General features: G+C 42.2%; 16 protein-coding genes. 7 read left to right on the top strand and 9 right to left on the bottom strand.

Going from position 1 to position 13,805, the window contains the following annotated elements; translation table 11 throughout:
• Position 1: 1 nt before the first annotated feature.
• Positions 2-571 (top strand): MauE/DoxX family redox-associated membrane protein, encoded by a 570-nt coding sequence (locus ABG082_RS16935; protein WP_076821253.1) that lies wholly within the window; start codon positions 2-4, stop codon positions 569-571.
• Entirely contained in the window at positions 568-1,098 is a 531-nt protein-coding gene (locus ABG082_RS16930) for a thioredoxin family protein (protein WP_007497592.1), read from the top strand. Before ABG082_RS16935 ends, ABG082_RS16930 begins: the two co-directional genes overlap by 4 nt.
• 235 nt (positions 1,099-1,333) lie before the next feature.
• Here ABG082_RS16930 and ABG082_RS16925 read toward each other — a convergent pair whose 3' ends face one another.
• The gene (locus ABG082_RS16925; RefSeq protein ID WP_008343345.1) at positions 1,334-1,831 is read right to left on the bottom strand and encodes a GNAT family N-acetyltransferase; all 498 of its coding nucleotides are present in this window, start codon (positions 1,829-1,831) and stop codon (positions 1,334-1,336) included.
• A 127-nt stretch (positions 1,832-1,958) separates the two neighbouring features.
• Here ABG082_RS16925 and ABG082_RS16920 point away from each other — a divergent pair, with 127 nt between their 5' ends.
• Positions 1,959-2,855 carry a M23 family metallopeptidase gene (locus ABG082_RS16920; protein ID WP_008343344.1) on the top strand — a complete coding sequence of 299 codons (897 nt, stop codon included), beginning with the start codon at positions 1,959-1,961 and terminating at the stop codon, positions 2,853-2,855.
• 85 nt (positions 2,856-2,940) lie between these two features.
• On the opposite strand, the gene ABG082_RS16915 is transcribed toward ABG082_RS16920, so the two are convergent.
• The 5 genes from ABG082_RS16915 to ABG082_RS16895 form a co-directional block, all read right to left on the bottom strand.
• Positions 2,941-3,288 carry a P-II family nitrogen regulator gene (locus ABG082_RS16915; protein ID WP_034318379.1) on the bottom strand — a complete coding sequence of 116 codons (348 nt, stop codon included), beginning with the start codon at positions 3,286-3,288 and terminating at the stop codon, positions 2,941-2,943.
• Between the two features lie 18 nt (positions 3,289-3,306).
• The gene (locus tag ABG082_RS16910) at positions 3,307-4,515 is read right to left on the bottom strand and encodes an ammonium transporter (protein ID WP_008343343.1); all 1,209 of its coding nucleotides are present in this window, start codon (positions 4,513-4,515) and stop codon (positions 3,307-3,309) included.
• A 193-nt stretch (positions 4,516-4,708) separates the two neighbouring features.
• Complete coding sequence (locus ABG082_RS16905; protein ID WP_008343342.1) at positions 4,709-5,449, bottom strand: amino acid ABC transporter ATP-binding protein; 741 nt, start codon at positions 5,447-5,449, stop codon at positions 4,709-4,711.
• 10 nt (positions 5,450-5,459) lie between these two features.
• Positions 5,460-6,137 (bottom strand): amino acid ABC transporter permease, encoded by a 678-nt coding sequence (locus ABG082_RS16900; RefSeq protein WP_007497584.1) that lies wholly within the window; start codon positions 6,135-6,137, stop codon positions 5,460-5,462.
• Positions 6,138-6,178: 41 nt separating this feature from the next.
• A complete protein-coding gene (locus ABG082_RS16895; protein ID WP_046526713.1) occupies positions 6,179-7,066 on the bottom strand; it encodes a transporter substrate-binding domain-containing protein in 888 nt (295 codons plus the stop codon).
• A 176-nt stretch (positions 7,067-7,242) separates the two neighbouring features.
• On the opposite strand from ABG082_RS16895, the gene ABG082_RS16890 reads away from it, so the two are divergent.
• A complete protein-coding gene (locus ABG082_RS16890) occupies positions 7,243-8,634 on the top strand; it encodes an MFS transporter (protein ID WP_348936298.1) in 1,392 nt (463 codons plus the stop codon).
• A 33-nt stretch (positions 8,635-8,667) separates the two neighbouring features.
• On the opposite strand, the gene ABG082_RS16885 is transcribed toward ABG082_RS16890, so the two are convergent.
• The 3 genes from ABG082_RS16885 to ABG082_RS16875 all read right to left on the bottom strand — a co-directional run bounded on the left by ABG082_RS16885 (position 8,668) and on the right by ABG082_RS16875 (position 10,993).
• Positions 8,668-9,267, bottom strand: a complete 600-nt coding sequence (locus ABG082_RS16885; protein ID WP_008343330.1) for an undecaprenyl-diphosphatase — start codon at positions 9,265-9,267, stop codon at positions 8,668-8,670.
• A 109-nt stretch (positions 9,268-9,376) separates the two neighbouring features.
• A complete protein-coding gene (locus tag ABG082_RS16880; RefSeq protein ID WP_348936297.1) occupies positions 9,377-10,564 on the bottom strand; it encodes an MFS transporter in 1,188 nt (395 codons plus the stop codon).
• A 15-nt stretch (positions 10,565-10,579) separates the two neighbouring features.
• Complete coding sequence (locus ABG082_RS16875) at positions 10,580-10,993, bottom strand: MarR family transcriptional regulator (RefSeq protein WP_282833336.1); 414 nt, start codon at positions 10,991-10,993, stop codon at positions 10,580-10,582.
• Between the two features lie 347 nt (positions 10,994-11,340).
• Here ABG082_RS16875 and spoIIID point away from each other — a divergent pair, with 347 nt between their 5' ends.
• The 3 genes from spoIIID to ABG082_RS16860 all read left to right on the top strand — a co-directional run bounded on the left by spoIIID (position 11,341) and on the right by ABG082_RS16860 (position 13,780).
• Positions 11,341-11,619, top strand: coding sequence for a sporulation transcriptional regulator SpoIIID (gene spoIIID / locus ABG082_RS16870; RefSeq protein WP_008343327.1), 279 nt, complete (start codon positions 11,341-11,343; stop codon positions 11,617-11,619).
• Between the two features lie 185 nt (positions 11,620-11,804).
• Entirely contained in the window at positions 11,805-12,806 is a 1,002-nt protein-coding gene (gene mbl / locus ABG082_RS16865; RefSeq protein ID WP_007497573.1) for a cell shape-determining protein Mbl, read from the top strand.
• A gap of 134 nt (positions 12,807-12,940) precedes the next feature.
• On the top strand, positions 12,941-13,780 hold the full coding sequence (locus ABG082_RS16860; protein WP_017360018.1) for a flagellar hook-basal body protein: 840 nt from the start codon (positions 12,941-12,943) through the stop codon (positions 13,778-13,780).
• The last annotated feature ends 25 nt before the right edge of the window (positions 13,781-13,805 follow it).

Here is a 13,805-nt window from a genome sequence, read left to right as displayed (position 1 = left end):
GGTGAGTGTCTTTTATTTCATAGGAGTCTATTTACTAGGAATCATTTTTGCAGGTGCATGGCTGGATAAAGCAAGGAAACAGAAGGCACATGTCCAGCAGATCAATGCTTATCGGCTGCTGCCGCCTTCTTTCGCGGCACCCATGTTTTATGTATTTTTGTTGATTGAGTTGGTTTGTACGATTCATTTGTTTATATGGAACATGTCTGTCCTGCCTGCAGTGGGCCTTACAGCCCTGTTATGTATTTACACTGGAGCGGTTACGTTCAATTTAATTAGGGGGCATCGTGATATTTCGTGCGGTTGTGGAGGATTACTGGAAAACGATCGCCTGCATTGGGGGATTGTGATTCGCAATCTGCTGATGCTTACTCTTGTGGCAGGGTTATTTTATGTACATCCTAGTGTTGAAATGATTTCATTGCGGTTGAAAATGATTTGTTTTCTCATTGCAGCGGCTGTCTGTTTGATCATAGCGGTCAGCCAAGAAATTGTGCTATTGAAGCGAAAGTGGATCGACTCATTCCAGATTGCAGATGGATCAATTATAGAAGGAGATAAAATGAAATGACAGATATTTTATTAATCATTGTGTTATTAATTGTCATTGCCCAGCTGGCTGTCGTGTTTTTGCTTGCCCGTTTTATCGGGAGATTTATGAATAAAATAAAATCTCTTGATGGAATTGAATTGAAGGAAGCGGATATTGGTGACCCGGCTCCGTTATTTCGCAGTTATTCGCATGTAGGTGAAAAGGTGATCTTGAAGGAGTATTTGCAAAATGGGCGAGCTGTGATGCTGTTATTTGTGAATTCTACTTGTATGACTTGTAAAAGTATTTTGTCTGATGTACAGCCTCAAACTTCACATGATGATGCTCATGTGATTGTTATTAATGGAGATGAACAAGCCGATGATGCCTCGCTTCTTCAATTGCTGCCGGAGCAAGCTGTTTATATGCGCTCATCACAAATTATGGAGTTGTATGGAGTAACAGTTGTTCCGCAAGCGCTTCTGATTGATGAACATGGTATCATTCTGAAAAGAAAATCGCTTCAAAATGCGAAGCAATTTGAGCAGTTGGTGCATGCTTCATAAAAAAAGCGTCTCTTTCTTCAAGAGACGCTCCAGCGTGTAGACAAACCCTCGCATTCTTTGTCAGTCCTGCGTGCTGGTGCTCACGAATGTGACATTCGCTCCGCGCCAGTACTCGTCCTTCCTAGACTGCAAAGGTTTTCTATCACGCTGAAAAGAAAACAAAGGGCTAAAATCAAGTTCATTTTAGCCCTTTGTCAACAATCTAAAGCGTCTCTTTCTTCAAGAGACGCTCAGTTTATAATTCTTTTCCTAAAATATCTAAGTCGTACCGATTGCCGTCCATTTCTGCGATGCGTGGCAAATGTCCCCAAGTCTCAAATCCGTGCTTCTTAAATAATTTGATGCTGGCTTCGTTGTGGCCGAAAATAAAGGCAAGTAACGTTCGGATGCCTAATGAGGGTGCCAATTCGAGCGCCTCTTGTAAGAACAGTGACCCTAAACCTTTTCCTCGATAGTTTTGGTTCAAGTAAATACTCATTTCAACAGTACCGTTGTATGCAGGTCTGCCGTAAAACGTTTCAAAACTGAGCCAGCCGTAGATATTTCCTTCCTCATCTGTTTTCACATAGAGAGGACGTTTCTCTGAATGATTCAAAAACCACTGACGGCGGTCTTCTACTGTAACAGGTTCTGTATCGGCCGTTACTTCTCTTGAAGCAATCGTTGAATTGTAGATATCGACGATCTCTTTGAGGTCATCTTCTGTTGCCATGCGGTTGAAAGTTTTCACCATATGTACCCCCATCTTTTTTCATTCATCATACATATTATTGATGCGATTGCGCAAAATAAAAAGAAAAATAATTTCGTGTGTATATATTTTTTGAAAAGTGTTCAGAATGTTGCTGAGGTGATGAAAAATGAGAGAGGAAGAAAAGAAACGTACTTCCAAAATCACAAAAGTTCAGCAATTTTTCCGTAAGCGCTGGGTATTCCCTGCTATTTACTTGGTCAGCGCAGCGGTCGTGTTAACAGCCGTTCTTTGGTATCAAGCTGTATCGAAAGATGTGAAAGACCAACTATCTGATGGAAATCAAACAGGACAAGAACAGCGTGATGATGCCGTTGAAGTTGGAAAGCCAATTGAAAATGTTGCTATGCCGGTCCAGAATTCTGAGAATGTTTCTGTCGTGAAAAAGTTCTATGAAGCAGATGCTGATCAAAAAGAAAAAGAAGCAGCACTTGTAAACTATAATAACACCTATACCTTAAGCAAAGGTATTGATCTTGCAGATAAAGATGGCAAAGTGTTTGATGTCACAGCTGCTCTTAGTGGAACAGTCGTTCAGGCGAAAAAAGATCCAGTTCTCGGTCACGTTGTTGAAATTGAACATGAAGATGGATTGTCTACTGTTTATCAATCGTTGTCTCAAGTGAGTGTAAAAGAAGGCGATGAAGTGAAACAGAATGATGTCATCGGTGCTTCTGGTAAGAATCTATATGGTGCTGAAAGCGGCAACCATGTTCACTTTGAAATTCGTATGGAAGGTTTAGCGCTTAATCCACTTAGCTTCATTGATAAGCCTGTTTCTTCCATTGAAAAAGCAGCGCAAGAAGTGACGGAAGAAGCAAAAGAACCTGCTCAGCCAAAAGCTGATGACAAAATGAAGGAACCTGCTGCTGACGATAAGGCAAAAGAGCCGACTGAAGAAAAATCTGAAGATAAGTCTGATGAAAAGGGGAAATCCTCTGATCAAGAAAAGTCTTCAGATTCCTCTAAAGACCGCAGTCAGTCAGAAGAAACAAAACAATCTTAATGTCATGTCAGATCCTCTGTGTAGATAAATGCACAGAGGTTTTTTTCTGTCTTTAAAAAACCTCCGCCATATGGCGGAGGATGTGTTATAAGGCGGCAGGTCCTTCTTCACCTGTCCGGATATTAATGGTGTTCTCTATTTCATATATAAACATTTTCCCATCCCCTGGTTCGCCTGTACGCAGTACTTTCTGTGCTGTTTCCACGACCTGTTCAACAGGTACTTTGCTTAAGACGATTTCGATCTTTAAACGTTCGTACACATTGCTTTCCTTTTTGACGCCACGGTATAGTTCCGTATGTCCCTTTTGTAATCCGCAGCCGTGCACATTGGAAAAGGTAATCGAGGTGACACCAATCTTTCCAAGCTCCACCTTTAATGTTTCAAAATTAGCTGGACGTGTGACAATCTCCACTTTATACATTTTGCTCATAGAGACACCCCTTTTTCTTTAATCTTGATATGCTTTTTCGCCGTGCATCGTTAAATCAAGACCGACTGATTCTTCTTCTTCAGTTGCGCGAATCTTGAAGAAGATGTTGACGACTTTGATGATCACATATGTGACAACTGCAACAAAGACGTATGTGGCCACGATGGCGACAACTTGTTTCCAAAGTAAGCTTGGATCGCCATAAAATAAGCCGTTGGCTCCGCCATCATTGACAGATGTAGTGGCGAAAAGGCCTGTAGCAATGCCTCCCCAAGTACCGCCGATTCCGTGGAGACCGAATGCATCCAGTGCATCGTCATAGCCGAACTTGGCTTTGAGTGAATAGACGCCCCAGAAACAAACGATCCCGCCGATGATTCCGATGATGATCGAAGCGAATGGTGTGACAAAGCCTGCGGCAGGTGTAATCGCTACTAGGCCTGCAATGGCTCCAGAGATTGCACCTAGCATCGTTGGTTTTTTGTTGATCATCCATTCGACTAACAGCCAGCCGATGATTCCTGCAGCAGCAGCTGTATTGGTGTTAATAAAGGCATACATGGCGACACTATCTAATGTGAGGGCACTTCCTACGTTAAACCCAAACCAGCCAAACCAAATCACAGCTCCACCAAGAAGTGTGTAGATCAAGTTATGCGGAGAAGAACTTGCCGCTTCTTTTCGCTTCCCGAGAACAATGGCTACGACTAGACCAGCCACACCGGATGATATGTGGACGACGTTTCCACCCGCGAAGTCAAGTGCTCCCATTTCTCCAATCCAGCCGCCGCCCCATACCCAGTGTGCGACTGGAGCGTATACAAATGTGACCCAAAGGAGTGTAAACACGACCACCGCTGAGTAACGAATACGTTCAGCGAAGGCACCAGAGATAATGGCTGTTGTGAGGACGGCAAAGGTCATTTGGAACATCATGAACAATGAATGTGGAATTGTATCACTATATGAACCAGGTTCAAAGCCAACGCCTTTTAGTCCAACCCAGTCAAAGCCTCCGATCCATGCATTGCCTGGCGCAAAGGCCAGTGAATAGCCAAACACGATCCAGACGATAGAGACAATGGCTAGTGAGGTTAAGCTGTGCATTGTCGTACTTAACACGTTTTTACTTCTCACAAGTCCTCCGTAGAATAAGGCTAAACCCGGTGTCATTAACCACACGAGTAGTGCGCAGAAGAACATAAATACTGTATCACCCATTTGCATGCTGCATTCCCCCGAATCATTCAGAATTAATAGATTTCTTAATTCTTCATTATAGAGAGAAAAGTCATATATAACATATTCATGTAAGTTTATCTAACATGGTTTTTTGGTCATTATCAATATAAATGGATGAAAAGTTCGTAAAAAATGAGAATAAACGTGCATGAATCACGAAAAATAAAGGGCGTTTGACCTATAAAATCGAACTGAGAAACAATTTGGTTCGCTCCTCTTGAGGAGAATCAAATAATTCTGATGGGGTACCTTGTTCGACGATTCGTCCTTCATGCATATAAACAACTCGGTCAGCTACTTCTTTTGCGAATCCCATTTCATGAGTGACGATGACCATTGTCATGCCTTCTTTGGCAAGACTTTTCATGGTTTGCAGCACTTCGCCTACAAGCTCTGGGTCCAGCGCAGAAGTAGGCTCGTCAAATAACATGACATCGGGCTTCATGGCGAGAGCTCGTGCGATGGCAACGCGCTGTTTTTGACCGCCTGATAGCTTTGAAGGGTACACTTTTGCTTTATCCGCTAGTCCGACTTTCTCTAATAAGACATTGGCTTCAGTTATCGCTTGTGCTTTCTTTGTTTTTTTCACCATGACCGGTGCTTCGATGATGTTTTCAAGCACGGTTTTGTGCGGAAAGAGATTAAAATGCTGAAACACCATGCCTATTTTCTGCCTCATTTCGTTTAATTGATCTCGTTTTGGATGAACGGGACTGCCATCAATGATGATCTGACCGTCATTTTTTATTTCTAAAAAATTCATACAACGGAGCAAGGTGCTTTTCCCAGAGCCGCTTGCACCAATTAAGACGACGACATCATTTTCATATACAGTGAGATCGATATCTTTTAAGACATGCAGCTCTCCAAAGTATTTATTCAGTTTTTCAACACGAATGATTTCTTTTGATTCTGTCATGCTTCTCCTCCTAATGATCACTGACTGAAAGTTTCTTCTCAACGGTTTGCACAGCGAATGTTAACAGCAGGACAAGAACTAAGTAATAGACAGCCACGACAAGTAAGTACGTCATGTTGTCAAAACTGTTGGAGCCTTGAGTGGTGGCTATGTTAAAGAGTTCATTGACGCTGATGAAGGCGGCAAGTGATGAATCTTTTAAGCCGATAATAAACTGATTGCCGAGCGGGGGAAGGGCACGCCGCATCGCTTGCGGGAGAATGATACGTCTCATGGTTAGAAATCGCCCCATGCCAAGAGAACGTCCTGCTTCTTTTTGACCTTGATCGATTGATTGAATCGCACCTCTAAATATTTCTGCTATATAGGCACCGTTATGGAAGGCAAGCGCAATAGAGGCTGCCCAAAAGTCGGGTATATTTAATTCTGTAAGCCCAAAATACAGGATAAAAATCTGCACAATGAGTGGTGTTCCGCGTACAAGGAAGATATAGGCATTTGCGATATAACCGAAAACGGCCACGCGGGATATTTTTAGTAAGGCAAAGAAAAGCCCGATGAACATGCCGATGAAAATGCTGATGACAGTGAGTTGTAAGGTGAGCAGCATTCCTTCTAAGAAAACGCCTCTAGAATCAATCAGCGTTTGAAAAAAGTGTGATAAGGTAGGCAAAACAATCATCTCCATTTGAAGAAAGTGCGCCTAGAGAAAGGCGCACAATCGTGGTTTTAATCCTGTTTGACGGTAATATCTTCGTCAAAATACTTTTCGCTAATTTGTCTTAATGTTCCGTCTTTTTTGAGTGCATCAATCGCATCATTGATCTCTTTCATGAGCTCTTTATTGTCTTTAGAGACAGCGATTGCTTGCTCACTTTGCCCGAGTCTTTCTTGTGCTTCAATTTTAAGTTTTTTCTTCATGGCTTCTGCACCTGTGGCAAAATCAGTGACGACCGCATCGTGTTTGCCGTTGGCTAGTGCTTCTAAAGCGACAACATCACTGTCGTAATATTTTGGTTCCTGCCCGCTATGTTCTTTGGCAATATCCGCATAGGACGAACCTTTAGAGACAGCGATTTCCTTGTCTTTTAAGTCATCTGCACTGTGAATGTCTGCGCCGGGTCTTGTGAAGATTTGCGGACCGGAGTAGTAATACGGTTGAGAAAAAAGGACGTGTTTTTTTCGTTCCTCGTTGATGGTATGACTTGCAACGGCCGCATCAAATTTGCCTGCTTTGACGCCTTCGACGATGCCTGCGAATTTATATTTTTTCTGTACAGGCTCGAGGCCCATCTTGTCGCTAATCGCATTGCCGACATCAATATCAAAGCCGGACATCTGGTTTCCATCCATGTAACTGAATGGGTGGAATTCACCTGATGCTGCAAAAATAAATTTCCCATCCTCCAAAATCGGCGACCCTTTCGCTGTAGAATTACGTTTATCTCCGTTCCCATTTGTTTCATTTGAACCGCACGAAGACAGAAGTAATACTGCAACCGAGAAAAGGGCTGGGACCCAAAACCGTCTTTTTTTAATAATAAGCTTCTCCTCCTTTTCAGCCGTTCTCCGTATAAGGAGAAAGTAGGCTTTTAAATATGTGTAGCATCTTACCATTTGTTCCTCATATTCTCAATTTTATATGCGCTTTTCCAACACTTGCCCTTTTTAGAATGTATGTCTTGCTTTTCGGAGAGAGAACTTGAATTGCTAAGGGTAAAAAAGGGAAATGAATCTCATAATAACGAGGAGATAGACAAAGAACGTGTGTGTCAAAAGAAGGGGGCGGGTGTATGATCAAATGGAAAGACAACCGGAATGTTTTTTTAACGGCGATTGCTTTTGGCACGATGTTAAATCCACTGAATTCCTCGATGATTTCTTTAGCCTTGCATCAAATTCAGCATGAGTTCGGTTTGTCATTTACGACGGTATCTTGGCTCATTTCAACCTTTTATTTGGCCAGTGCGGTCACGCAGCCGGTGAGTGGACGAATTGGAGACCATGTGATGAGCCGGAGAACCTTATTTTTATTTGGACTAGTTCTAGTGGCAGTCTCAGCCATTTGTGCGCCGTTTGCCCCGACTTTTGCGGTGCTGATTGTGATCCGGCTTCTTCAGGCGATTGGAAGCAGTGCGATCTATCCTTCAGGTGTTGGACTGATTCGGGATCATGTGAAGGAACGACAAGCTTCTGCTTTAGCGGTATTGTCCATCTTTGCTTCAGCGATGACAGCACTCGGGCCGACACTTGGTGGGTTTTTGATGACGATCGGCAGCTGGCCGGCGATCTTTTTAGTAAATCTGCCATTCATATTGATCAGTTTTTTTCTAGGATTTTCCTTATTCCCTAAGGAGAAGAAGAAAAAATTGCGTATAGGAGACACTGTCCGAAAGCTTGATTTGCCAGGGATGTTTCTATTTACAGTTTGTATTGTCCTTTTGCTTTCTTTTTTATTATCACTATCTGATGGTATTCAGTATGTGCAGGGCATTCTCTGTCTTGTGAGTGCGGGTGCTTTTATATGGTGGGAGCATCAGGTGGATGAGCCATTTATCCAAATTCGGATGTTCAGGCAGGAGAAACGGCTTTCACTTGTGTATGTGCAATTTATCATTTTAAATATTTTCTTCTATTGTCTCTTTTTTGGCTTGCCAAGTTATTTTCAGGATGAATTGGGCTGGCGTGTGGAGATGACGGGTCTCTTTATGCTTTGCATGTCTGGCGTGAGCATTATGGTATCGCCGCTGACTGGCAAGTGGGTAGATCGCGGCGATGAACGGCATCCTGTTTTGGCAAGTGCTGTGCTCATGCTGGCCGGCGCTTCCGCCATGACTTTCTTTTTTATTCCTGCGCCATTCTGGGGGAAAGGACTGGTTCTTGCTTTGCTTGGACTCAGTTACGGGATTGGAAATGTTGCGCTTCAAGCTGCGATGTTAAAAGCGAGCCCTCAACAAATGATTGGCACGACCTCTGGGCTTTTTCAAACATGCAGGTACCTTGGTTCCATTCTGTCATCTGCCGTGCTTGGCATGCTGTTTGGTGAGGAAATTGCAGGTTCTCATTTTGACCAATTAGGCTGGACATTGATCATGATTTCTCTTGTCGGCATTAGCGTCAGCCTTTATTTTTCGAGTATGGTCAGAGGAAAACAAACAATGAAAAAAGCGGCTGGGATAAAGTAGAAGAGAGGTCTTCCATACTTTATCGCAAGCCGCTTAAGAGTTGGACAGGTCTGATCCTTGGTCCTTTTGCTTCCTTCTGAAAATTTTGCCCACAATGTTCTCGTAAAATGTCACGATACGATCAATAGGAGAGTCAAAGAACTTCCATAATTTATTCATGATAAAGACAACCACAATCGATACGATCAAGCTGCCTAATACATCAAATGGATAATGATGGCCGACCCAGATGCGGGAGAACCCTGTCAGTAATCCAAAAACAAGCAAAATATTGCCGAGTTTTTTATTACGGGATCGAATGGCTAGTGAAAGAGCCAGTGCACCTGTTGTGTGGTCACTTGGGAAGGAAGCGTCTGCTGAGTGCGGGATGAGTGTGTCGACTTTGTGCGCCACAAACGGCCGCTCTTCATAATAAAACAGCGTAATGGCAAAATTGACGATGAGTGCCACGATGCCTGTTACACCAGAAAAGAAGACATGCTTCTTAAATTTGTGATTACCTAAAAACCAACAAATCAATAAGACGAGGGCATATACGAGAATGGCCTTTTTCGTAATGAAAATCATGGCCTGATCTAAAAACTCAGAATGATGAGCCATCCCGTGTATGACTTTAAACAATTCGTAATTCAAAACATCACCTATACTTTCGCTTAACGCCAACTATTTTTCAAAAGACCTATCTGTTCATTTGAAATATCCTATATTTTAGCATGTTTTCAGTGAAGTTTAAAACAGTATCCTATTCTGATAGGGAAACCTTTTGTGCTTTTGCTTCTTGCGGTTTTCGTTCGCTCCAATAAAAAACACCCATGCTGAGTAACACGACAACGCCAGCAATGAGATATACATTTGAAAAATCTGTGAAGCTGACAAGCAGTCCGAAGACAAAGGATCCAGCGGCAATCCCCGTATCATACAGGGTAAAGAAAGTTGCTGTGGCGTAGCCTGTACGGTTTGCTGGTGAGTGCTGTATCGCAAGTGTTTGTAGACATGGCACCAAAGAGCCGTAGCCAAGGCCGATGACAGCGCCGGATAAAAGAAGCATGGTGGCTGTTTGGGTAGCGGTCAGCATCCATAAACCAATCGCAAAGAGAGCAATCGATGGGTAGATCACTATATGAGGTCCGACTCGGTCAAACAGTCTGCCTGTAAATGGACGTGATCCAAGCATTGCAGCTGCAAAAACAATGAAGAAATAACTGCTTGCACCCATTAGGTTCAGGGAATTGGCATAGACTGAAATAAATGAAATGATCGGCGAGTAACAGAAGGAGATAATGATTCCAACTGCTGCCGTTTTTAAAGCGCCTTTTTCAAACAGATGAGAAAAAGTGAATCGAAAGACGACACTTCCGCCATTTTCAGGCTCTGGCTGTCTAATCAGCATCGTGAAAGCTGCACCGATGGAGACGATAATGGAAAAGAGCAGAAATAAAGAATGGAATCCGATTTTTCCTACTTGATTCAGTGCGATAAACGGACCGATGACCACGGCGAGGTTCATCGACATCACAAAGTATCCAAGACCCTCTCCTCGTTTATGTTTCGGAATCATATCAGCTGCAATGGCACTTGCTACGGTTGTCAAAATGCTGAAGAAGATTCCTTGCACGAAACGCAGCATGAGAAGTGTTTGGAATTGATCAATTGGAATGTATAAATAAGTGAGCAGGGCAAAAGCCGTTGAAGAAAAAATAGCCATGCGTTTCTTGCCGAATTTCTCAATAATGGCCCCTGAAAATGGCCTTGTCACAATTGCTGATAATAAGAAGACCGTCACAAGGAGGCCACCCTGTGATTCTGTTCCATTTAATTCATCCATTGTGTAAATGGGGAGTAGTGTCAAAAGGGCATAAAAAGAGGTGAATGTAAATAAATTCACCAGGACAATCATGATAAAGTCTTTTGTCCAAATGCGTTCGTTCATGGTGTATGTCACTTCCTATTCAGTTGATAATTTGTGTAAAAGTGTATGGAGGAGTTGTTTTTCTTCGTAGGTAAAATCTGAAAGACATTCTTCTTCAAATTGTTCCATCGTCTGTTTGATTTCTTTAAACTTTGTTTTTGCATCGTCTGTCATGACGATGAGATTCTCACGTTTGTCTTTTCCTTGGACTCGTTTCACCCAGCCGTTTGCTTCTAGACGCGTCACGGTTCTGGTAATCGTCGGTGCTTCGACGTTCAAATAGGTCCAAATGTCTTTTTGCGTTTTAGGGCCGAATGTATCCAAACAAAAAAGTACAGTCCACTGGGACATGTACAAGTCATAAGCAGCAAGCGCTTCGTTCGCTTTTTTAGACAGCAGCCGCGCGCTTTGATGTATTTGATGTAAACACTCTCTGTTTAACGTATCCATAGGCTCACCTTTATTCAATATTTATCTAGGTAAATAAAATCACCTTTCCTATTTTACGTGTTACACCGATGCTTGTAAAGTGAAAATTTTCGCCACTCGAAATGATTTTTTGTTTTGTCTTTTCTGATAAATCCCTTGTCCCATCTTCATTTTTAGCATATTCCCTATGCAATGCTAATACACTGTTACAAACCTGACAAAGAGAGTGTTTGAGGTGAGGGATCGTGTTTGGCATTTACTACCTAATGGATGAGAAATTAAGACGAACAAGCGCTGCTGAAAATGGATAATATTGATACGGATCTCATTTCACACTTCTCACATCCATTTTAGGGAGGTCGAGTGGTGTGCACGATTACATCAAAGAGCGAACAATCAAGATAGGAAAGTATATCGTGGAGACAAAGAAAACCGTTCGTGTAATTGCGAAAGAATTTGGAGTCTCTAAAAGTACTGTACACAAGGATCTAACAGAAAGACTGCCAGAAATTAATCCAGATCTGGCTAACGAAGTGAAGGAGATACTGGATTATCATAAATCAATCCGTCACCTGCGAGGGGGAGAAGCCACAAAGTTAAAGTATAAAAAAGAAGAAATTTTAGAAGGTGAGCCTGTAAAACAGTAAGCTTTAGTTCTTTGTTCATAAACATGATATATATATCTTCCTCTTATCAGTAGTTTCTAACCACAAATTTTGTAAAGACTTTTGTAAAGAAATATCTTTTTTTCTGCAAATTATGATAGAATATATAATTAGGGCAGAATGTGGTATTTGCTATGGAAACAGATTTTCAAGGAGGATATATATAGATGTTTGCTAGGGATATTGGAATTGATCTTGGTACTGCAAATGTACTGATTCATGTCAAAGGAAAAGGAATTGTGTTAAATGAACCATCTGTTGTCGCTCTTGATAAAAACAGCGGGAAAGTATTAGCTGTTGGAGAAGAAGCGAGACGTATGGTTGGACGTACGCCTGGGAATATTGTTGCGATTCGTCCATTAAAAGATGGCGTAATTGCTGATTTTGAAGTAACTGAAGCGATGCTCAAGCATTTTATTAACAAATTGAATGTGAAAGGGCTGTTCTCTAAGCCGCGTATGCTCATCTGCTGCCCGACAAACATTACATCTGTTGAGCAGAAGGCAATCAAAGAAGCTGCTGAAAAAAGCGGCGGGAAGCATGTATTTCTTGAAGAAGAGCCAAAAGTAGCAGCAATTGGTGCTGGTATGGATATTTTTCAGCCAAGTGGAAACATGGTCGTAGATATTGGAGGCGGAACGACAGATATCGCTGTCATCTCGATGGGTGACATTGTAACCGCCTCTTCTATTAAAATGGCTGGAGACAAATTTGACCTGGAAATTCTAAACTACATCAAAAAAGAGTACAAGCTGTTGATCGGTGAGCGAACTGCAGAGGACATTAAGATCCAAGTTGCAACGGTATTCCCAGACGCACGTCACGAAGAGATCTCGATTCGTGGACGAGACATGGTGACAGGATTACCAAGAACGATTACCGTCACAAGCAAAGAAGTAGAAGAAGCATTACGTGAATCTGTATCTGCCATTGTTCAGGCTGCGAAACAAGTTCTTGAAAGAACACCACCTGAATTATCAGCTGATATCATTGACCGCGGCGTCATCATTACTGGTGGCGGAGCGCTTCTAAACGGGCTTGATCAATTGCTTGCAGAAGAGCTGAAAGTACCAGTTTTCGTTGCAGAAAATCCAATGGATTGTGTAGCAGTTGGTACTGGCGTGATGCTTGATAATATGGACAAGCTGCCAAAGCGTAAACTCAGCTAATGATTTCCCTCATTCTTTTTAGAAAGAATGGGGGATTTTTATTAAAGAAGCCTGCCAATATGCCGATATATTTCATAGAAGATTGTGTACTGATGATTTTAGGTCATGTGAAAGAATTTGAATGAGGTGAGCACGTGTTAAAAGGACTATACACCGCAACATCTGCCATGATCGCTCAAGAGCGGCGGACAGAAATGCTTTCAAATAATATCGCAAATGCGAATACTCCAGGCTATAAAGCAGATGAAGGGGCCATGCGCGCATTTCCAGAAATGTTGCTAAGCCGAATGGAATCAGGACGTTTCCAAACATCTTCAGGCAAAGGCTTTAGTATCCCGCAGCAAACGGCGATTGGCGGAATTAATACGGGAACATACATGCAGGAATTGATTCCCCAATTTACACAAGGAACATTAAAAACAACGGATCAAACAACGGATATCGCATTAGTAGAAAATAATGTACCCATCAACCCGGAGACAAATCAAAAGTCAGCGCTTTTTTATGCTGTGAATACACCAGAAGGCGTTCGTTATACGAAAAGCAGTTCCATTACATTGAATGATCAAAATCAGCTGACGATCAATGGACGTGCCCTTCTTTCCGTGACGGGCCAGCCGATTACAGTTCAAAGTGAGAATTTCAAAGTGAACGCAGATGGAACCGTGAGTGAAAACGGACAAAACCTTGGACAAATTGATGTACGTGTTGCAATGGATACAAGAAACCTTGCGCGTGAAGGAAATGATTTATACCGTACAGCTGATAACCAACCTCTTCCAAGTGCGGTCAATAACGGTCAAATGTCCTATACATTAAGCCAAGGTGTATCAGAGCTGTCGAACGTTGATGTGACGAAATCATATACAGAAATGACAACAGCCTACCGCGCGTTTGAAACAAACCAAAAAGTGGTTCAGGCATATGATAAAAGTTTAGAAAAAGCAGTGAATGAAATCGGAAGAGTGTATTAATGAAGAAATGAAAGAGAGAGGAGGA

The sequence above is a fragment of the Bacillus sp. BS1807G30 genome (assembly GCF_040047675.1).
Lineage (GTDB): Bacteria > Bacillota > Bacilli > Bacillales > Bacillaceae > Bacillus > Bacillus altitudinis.
The sequence above is the reverse complement of the archived record's forward strand: the minus strand, read 5'-3'. Positions and strand labels throughout refer to the sequence as shown.

Bases quoted from the DNA above. Each gene is read 5' to 3' on its own strand.
- ABG082_RS16930 (WP_007497592.1), top strand. From the start codon at position 568: ATGACAGATATTTTATTAATCATTGTGTTATTAATTGTCATTGCCCAG.
- mbl (WP_007497573.1), top strand. From the start codon at position 11,805: ATGTTTGCTAGGGATATTGGAATTGATCTTGGTACTGCAAATGTACTG.
- ABG082_RS16875 (WP_282833336.1), bottom strand. From the start codon at position 10,993: ATGGATACGTTAAACAGAGAGTGTTTACATCAAATACATCAAAGCGCG.
- ABG082_RS16915 (WP_034318379.1), bottom strand. From the start codon at position 3,288: ATGAGCAAAATGTATAAAGTGGAGATTGTCACACGTCCAGCTAATTTT.
- ABG082_RS16905 (WP_008343342.1), bottom strand. From the start codon at position 5,449: ATGACAGAATCAAAAGAAATCATTCGTGTTGAAAAACTGAATAAATAC.
- ABG082_RS16900 (WP_007497584.1), bottom strand. From the start codon at position 6,137: ATGGAGATGATTGTTTTGCCTACCTTATCACACTTTTTTCAAACGCTG.
- ABG082_RS16880 (WP_348936297.1), bottom strand. From the start codon at position 10,564: ATGAACGAACGCATTTGGACAAAAGACTTTATCATGATTGTCCTGGTG.
- ABG082_RS16910 (WP_008343343.1), bottom strand. From the start codon at position 4,515: ATGCAAATGGGTGATACAGTATTTATGTTCTTCTGCGCACTACTCGTG.
- ABG082_RS16895 (WP_046526713.1), bottom strand. From the start codon at position 7,066: ATGGTAAGATGCTACACATATTTAAAAGCCTACTTTCTCCTTATACGG.
- ABG082_RS16890 (WP_348936298.1), top strand. From the start codon at position 7,243: ATGATCAAATGGAAAGACAACCGGAATGTTTTTTTAACGGCGATTGCT.
- ABG082_RS16925 (WP_008343345.1), bottom strand. From the start codon at position 1,831: ATGGTGAAAACTTTCAACCGCATGGCAACAGAAGATGACCTCAAAGAG.
- ABG082_RS16920 (WP_008343344.1), top strand. From the start codon at position 1,959: ATGAGAGAGGAAGAAAAGAAACGTACTTCCAAAATCACAAAAGTTCAG.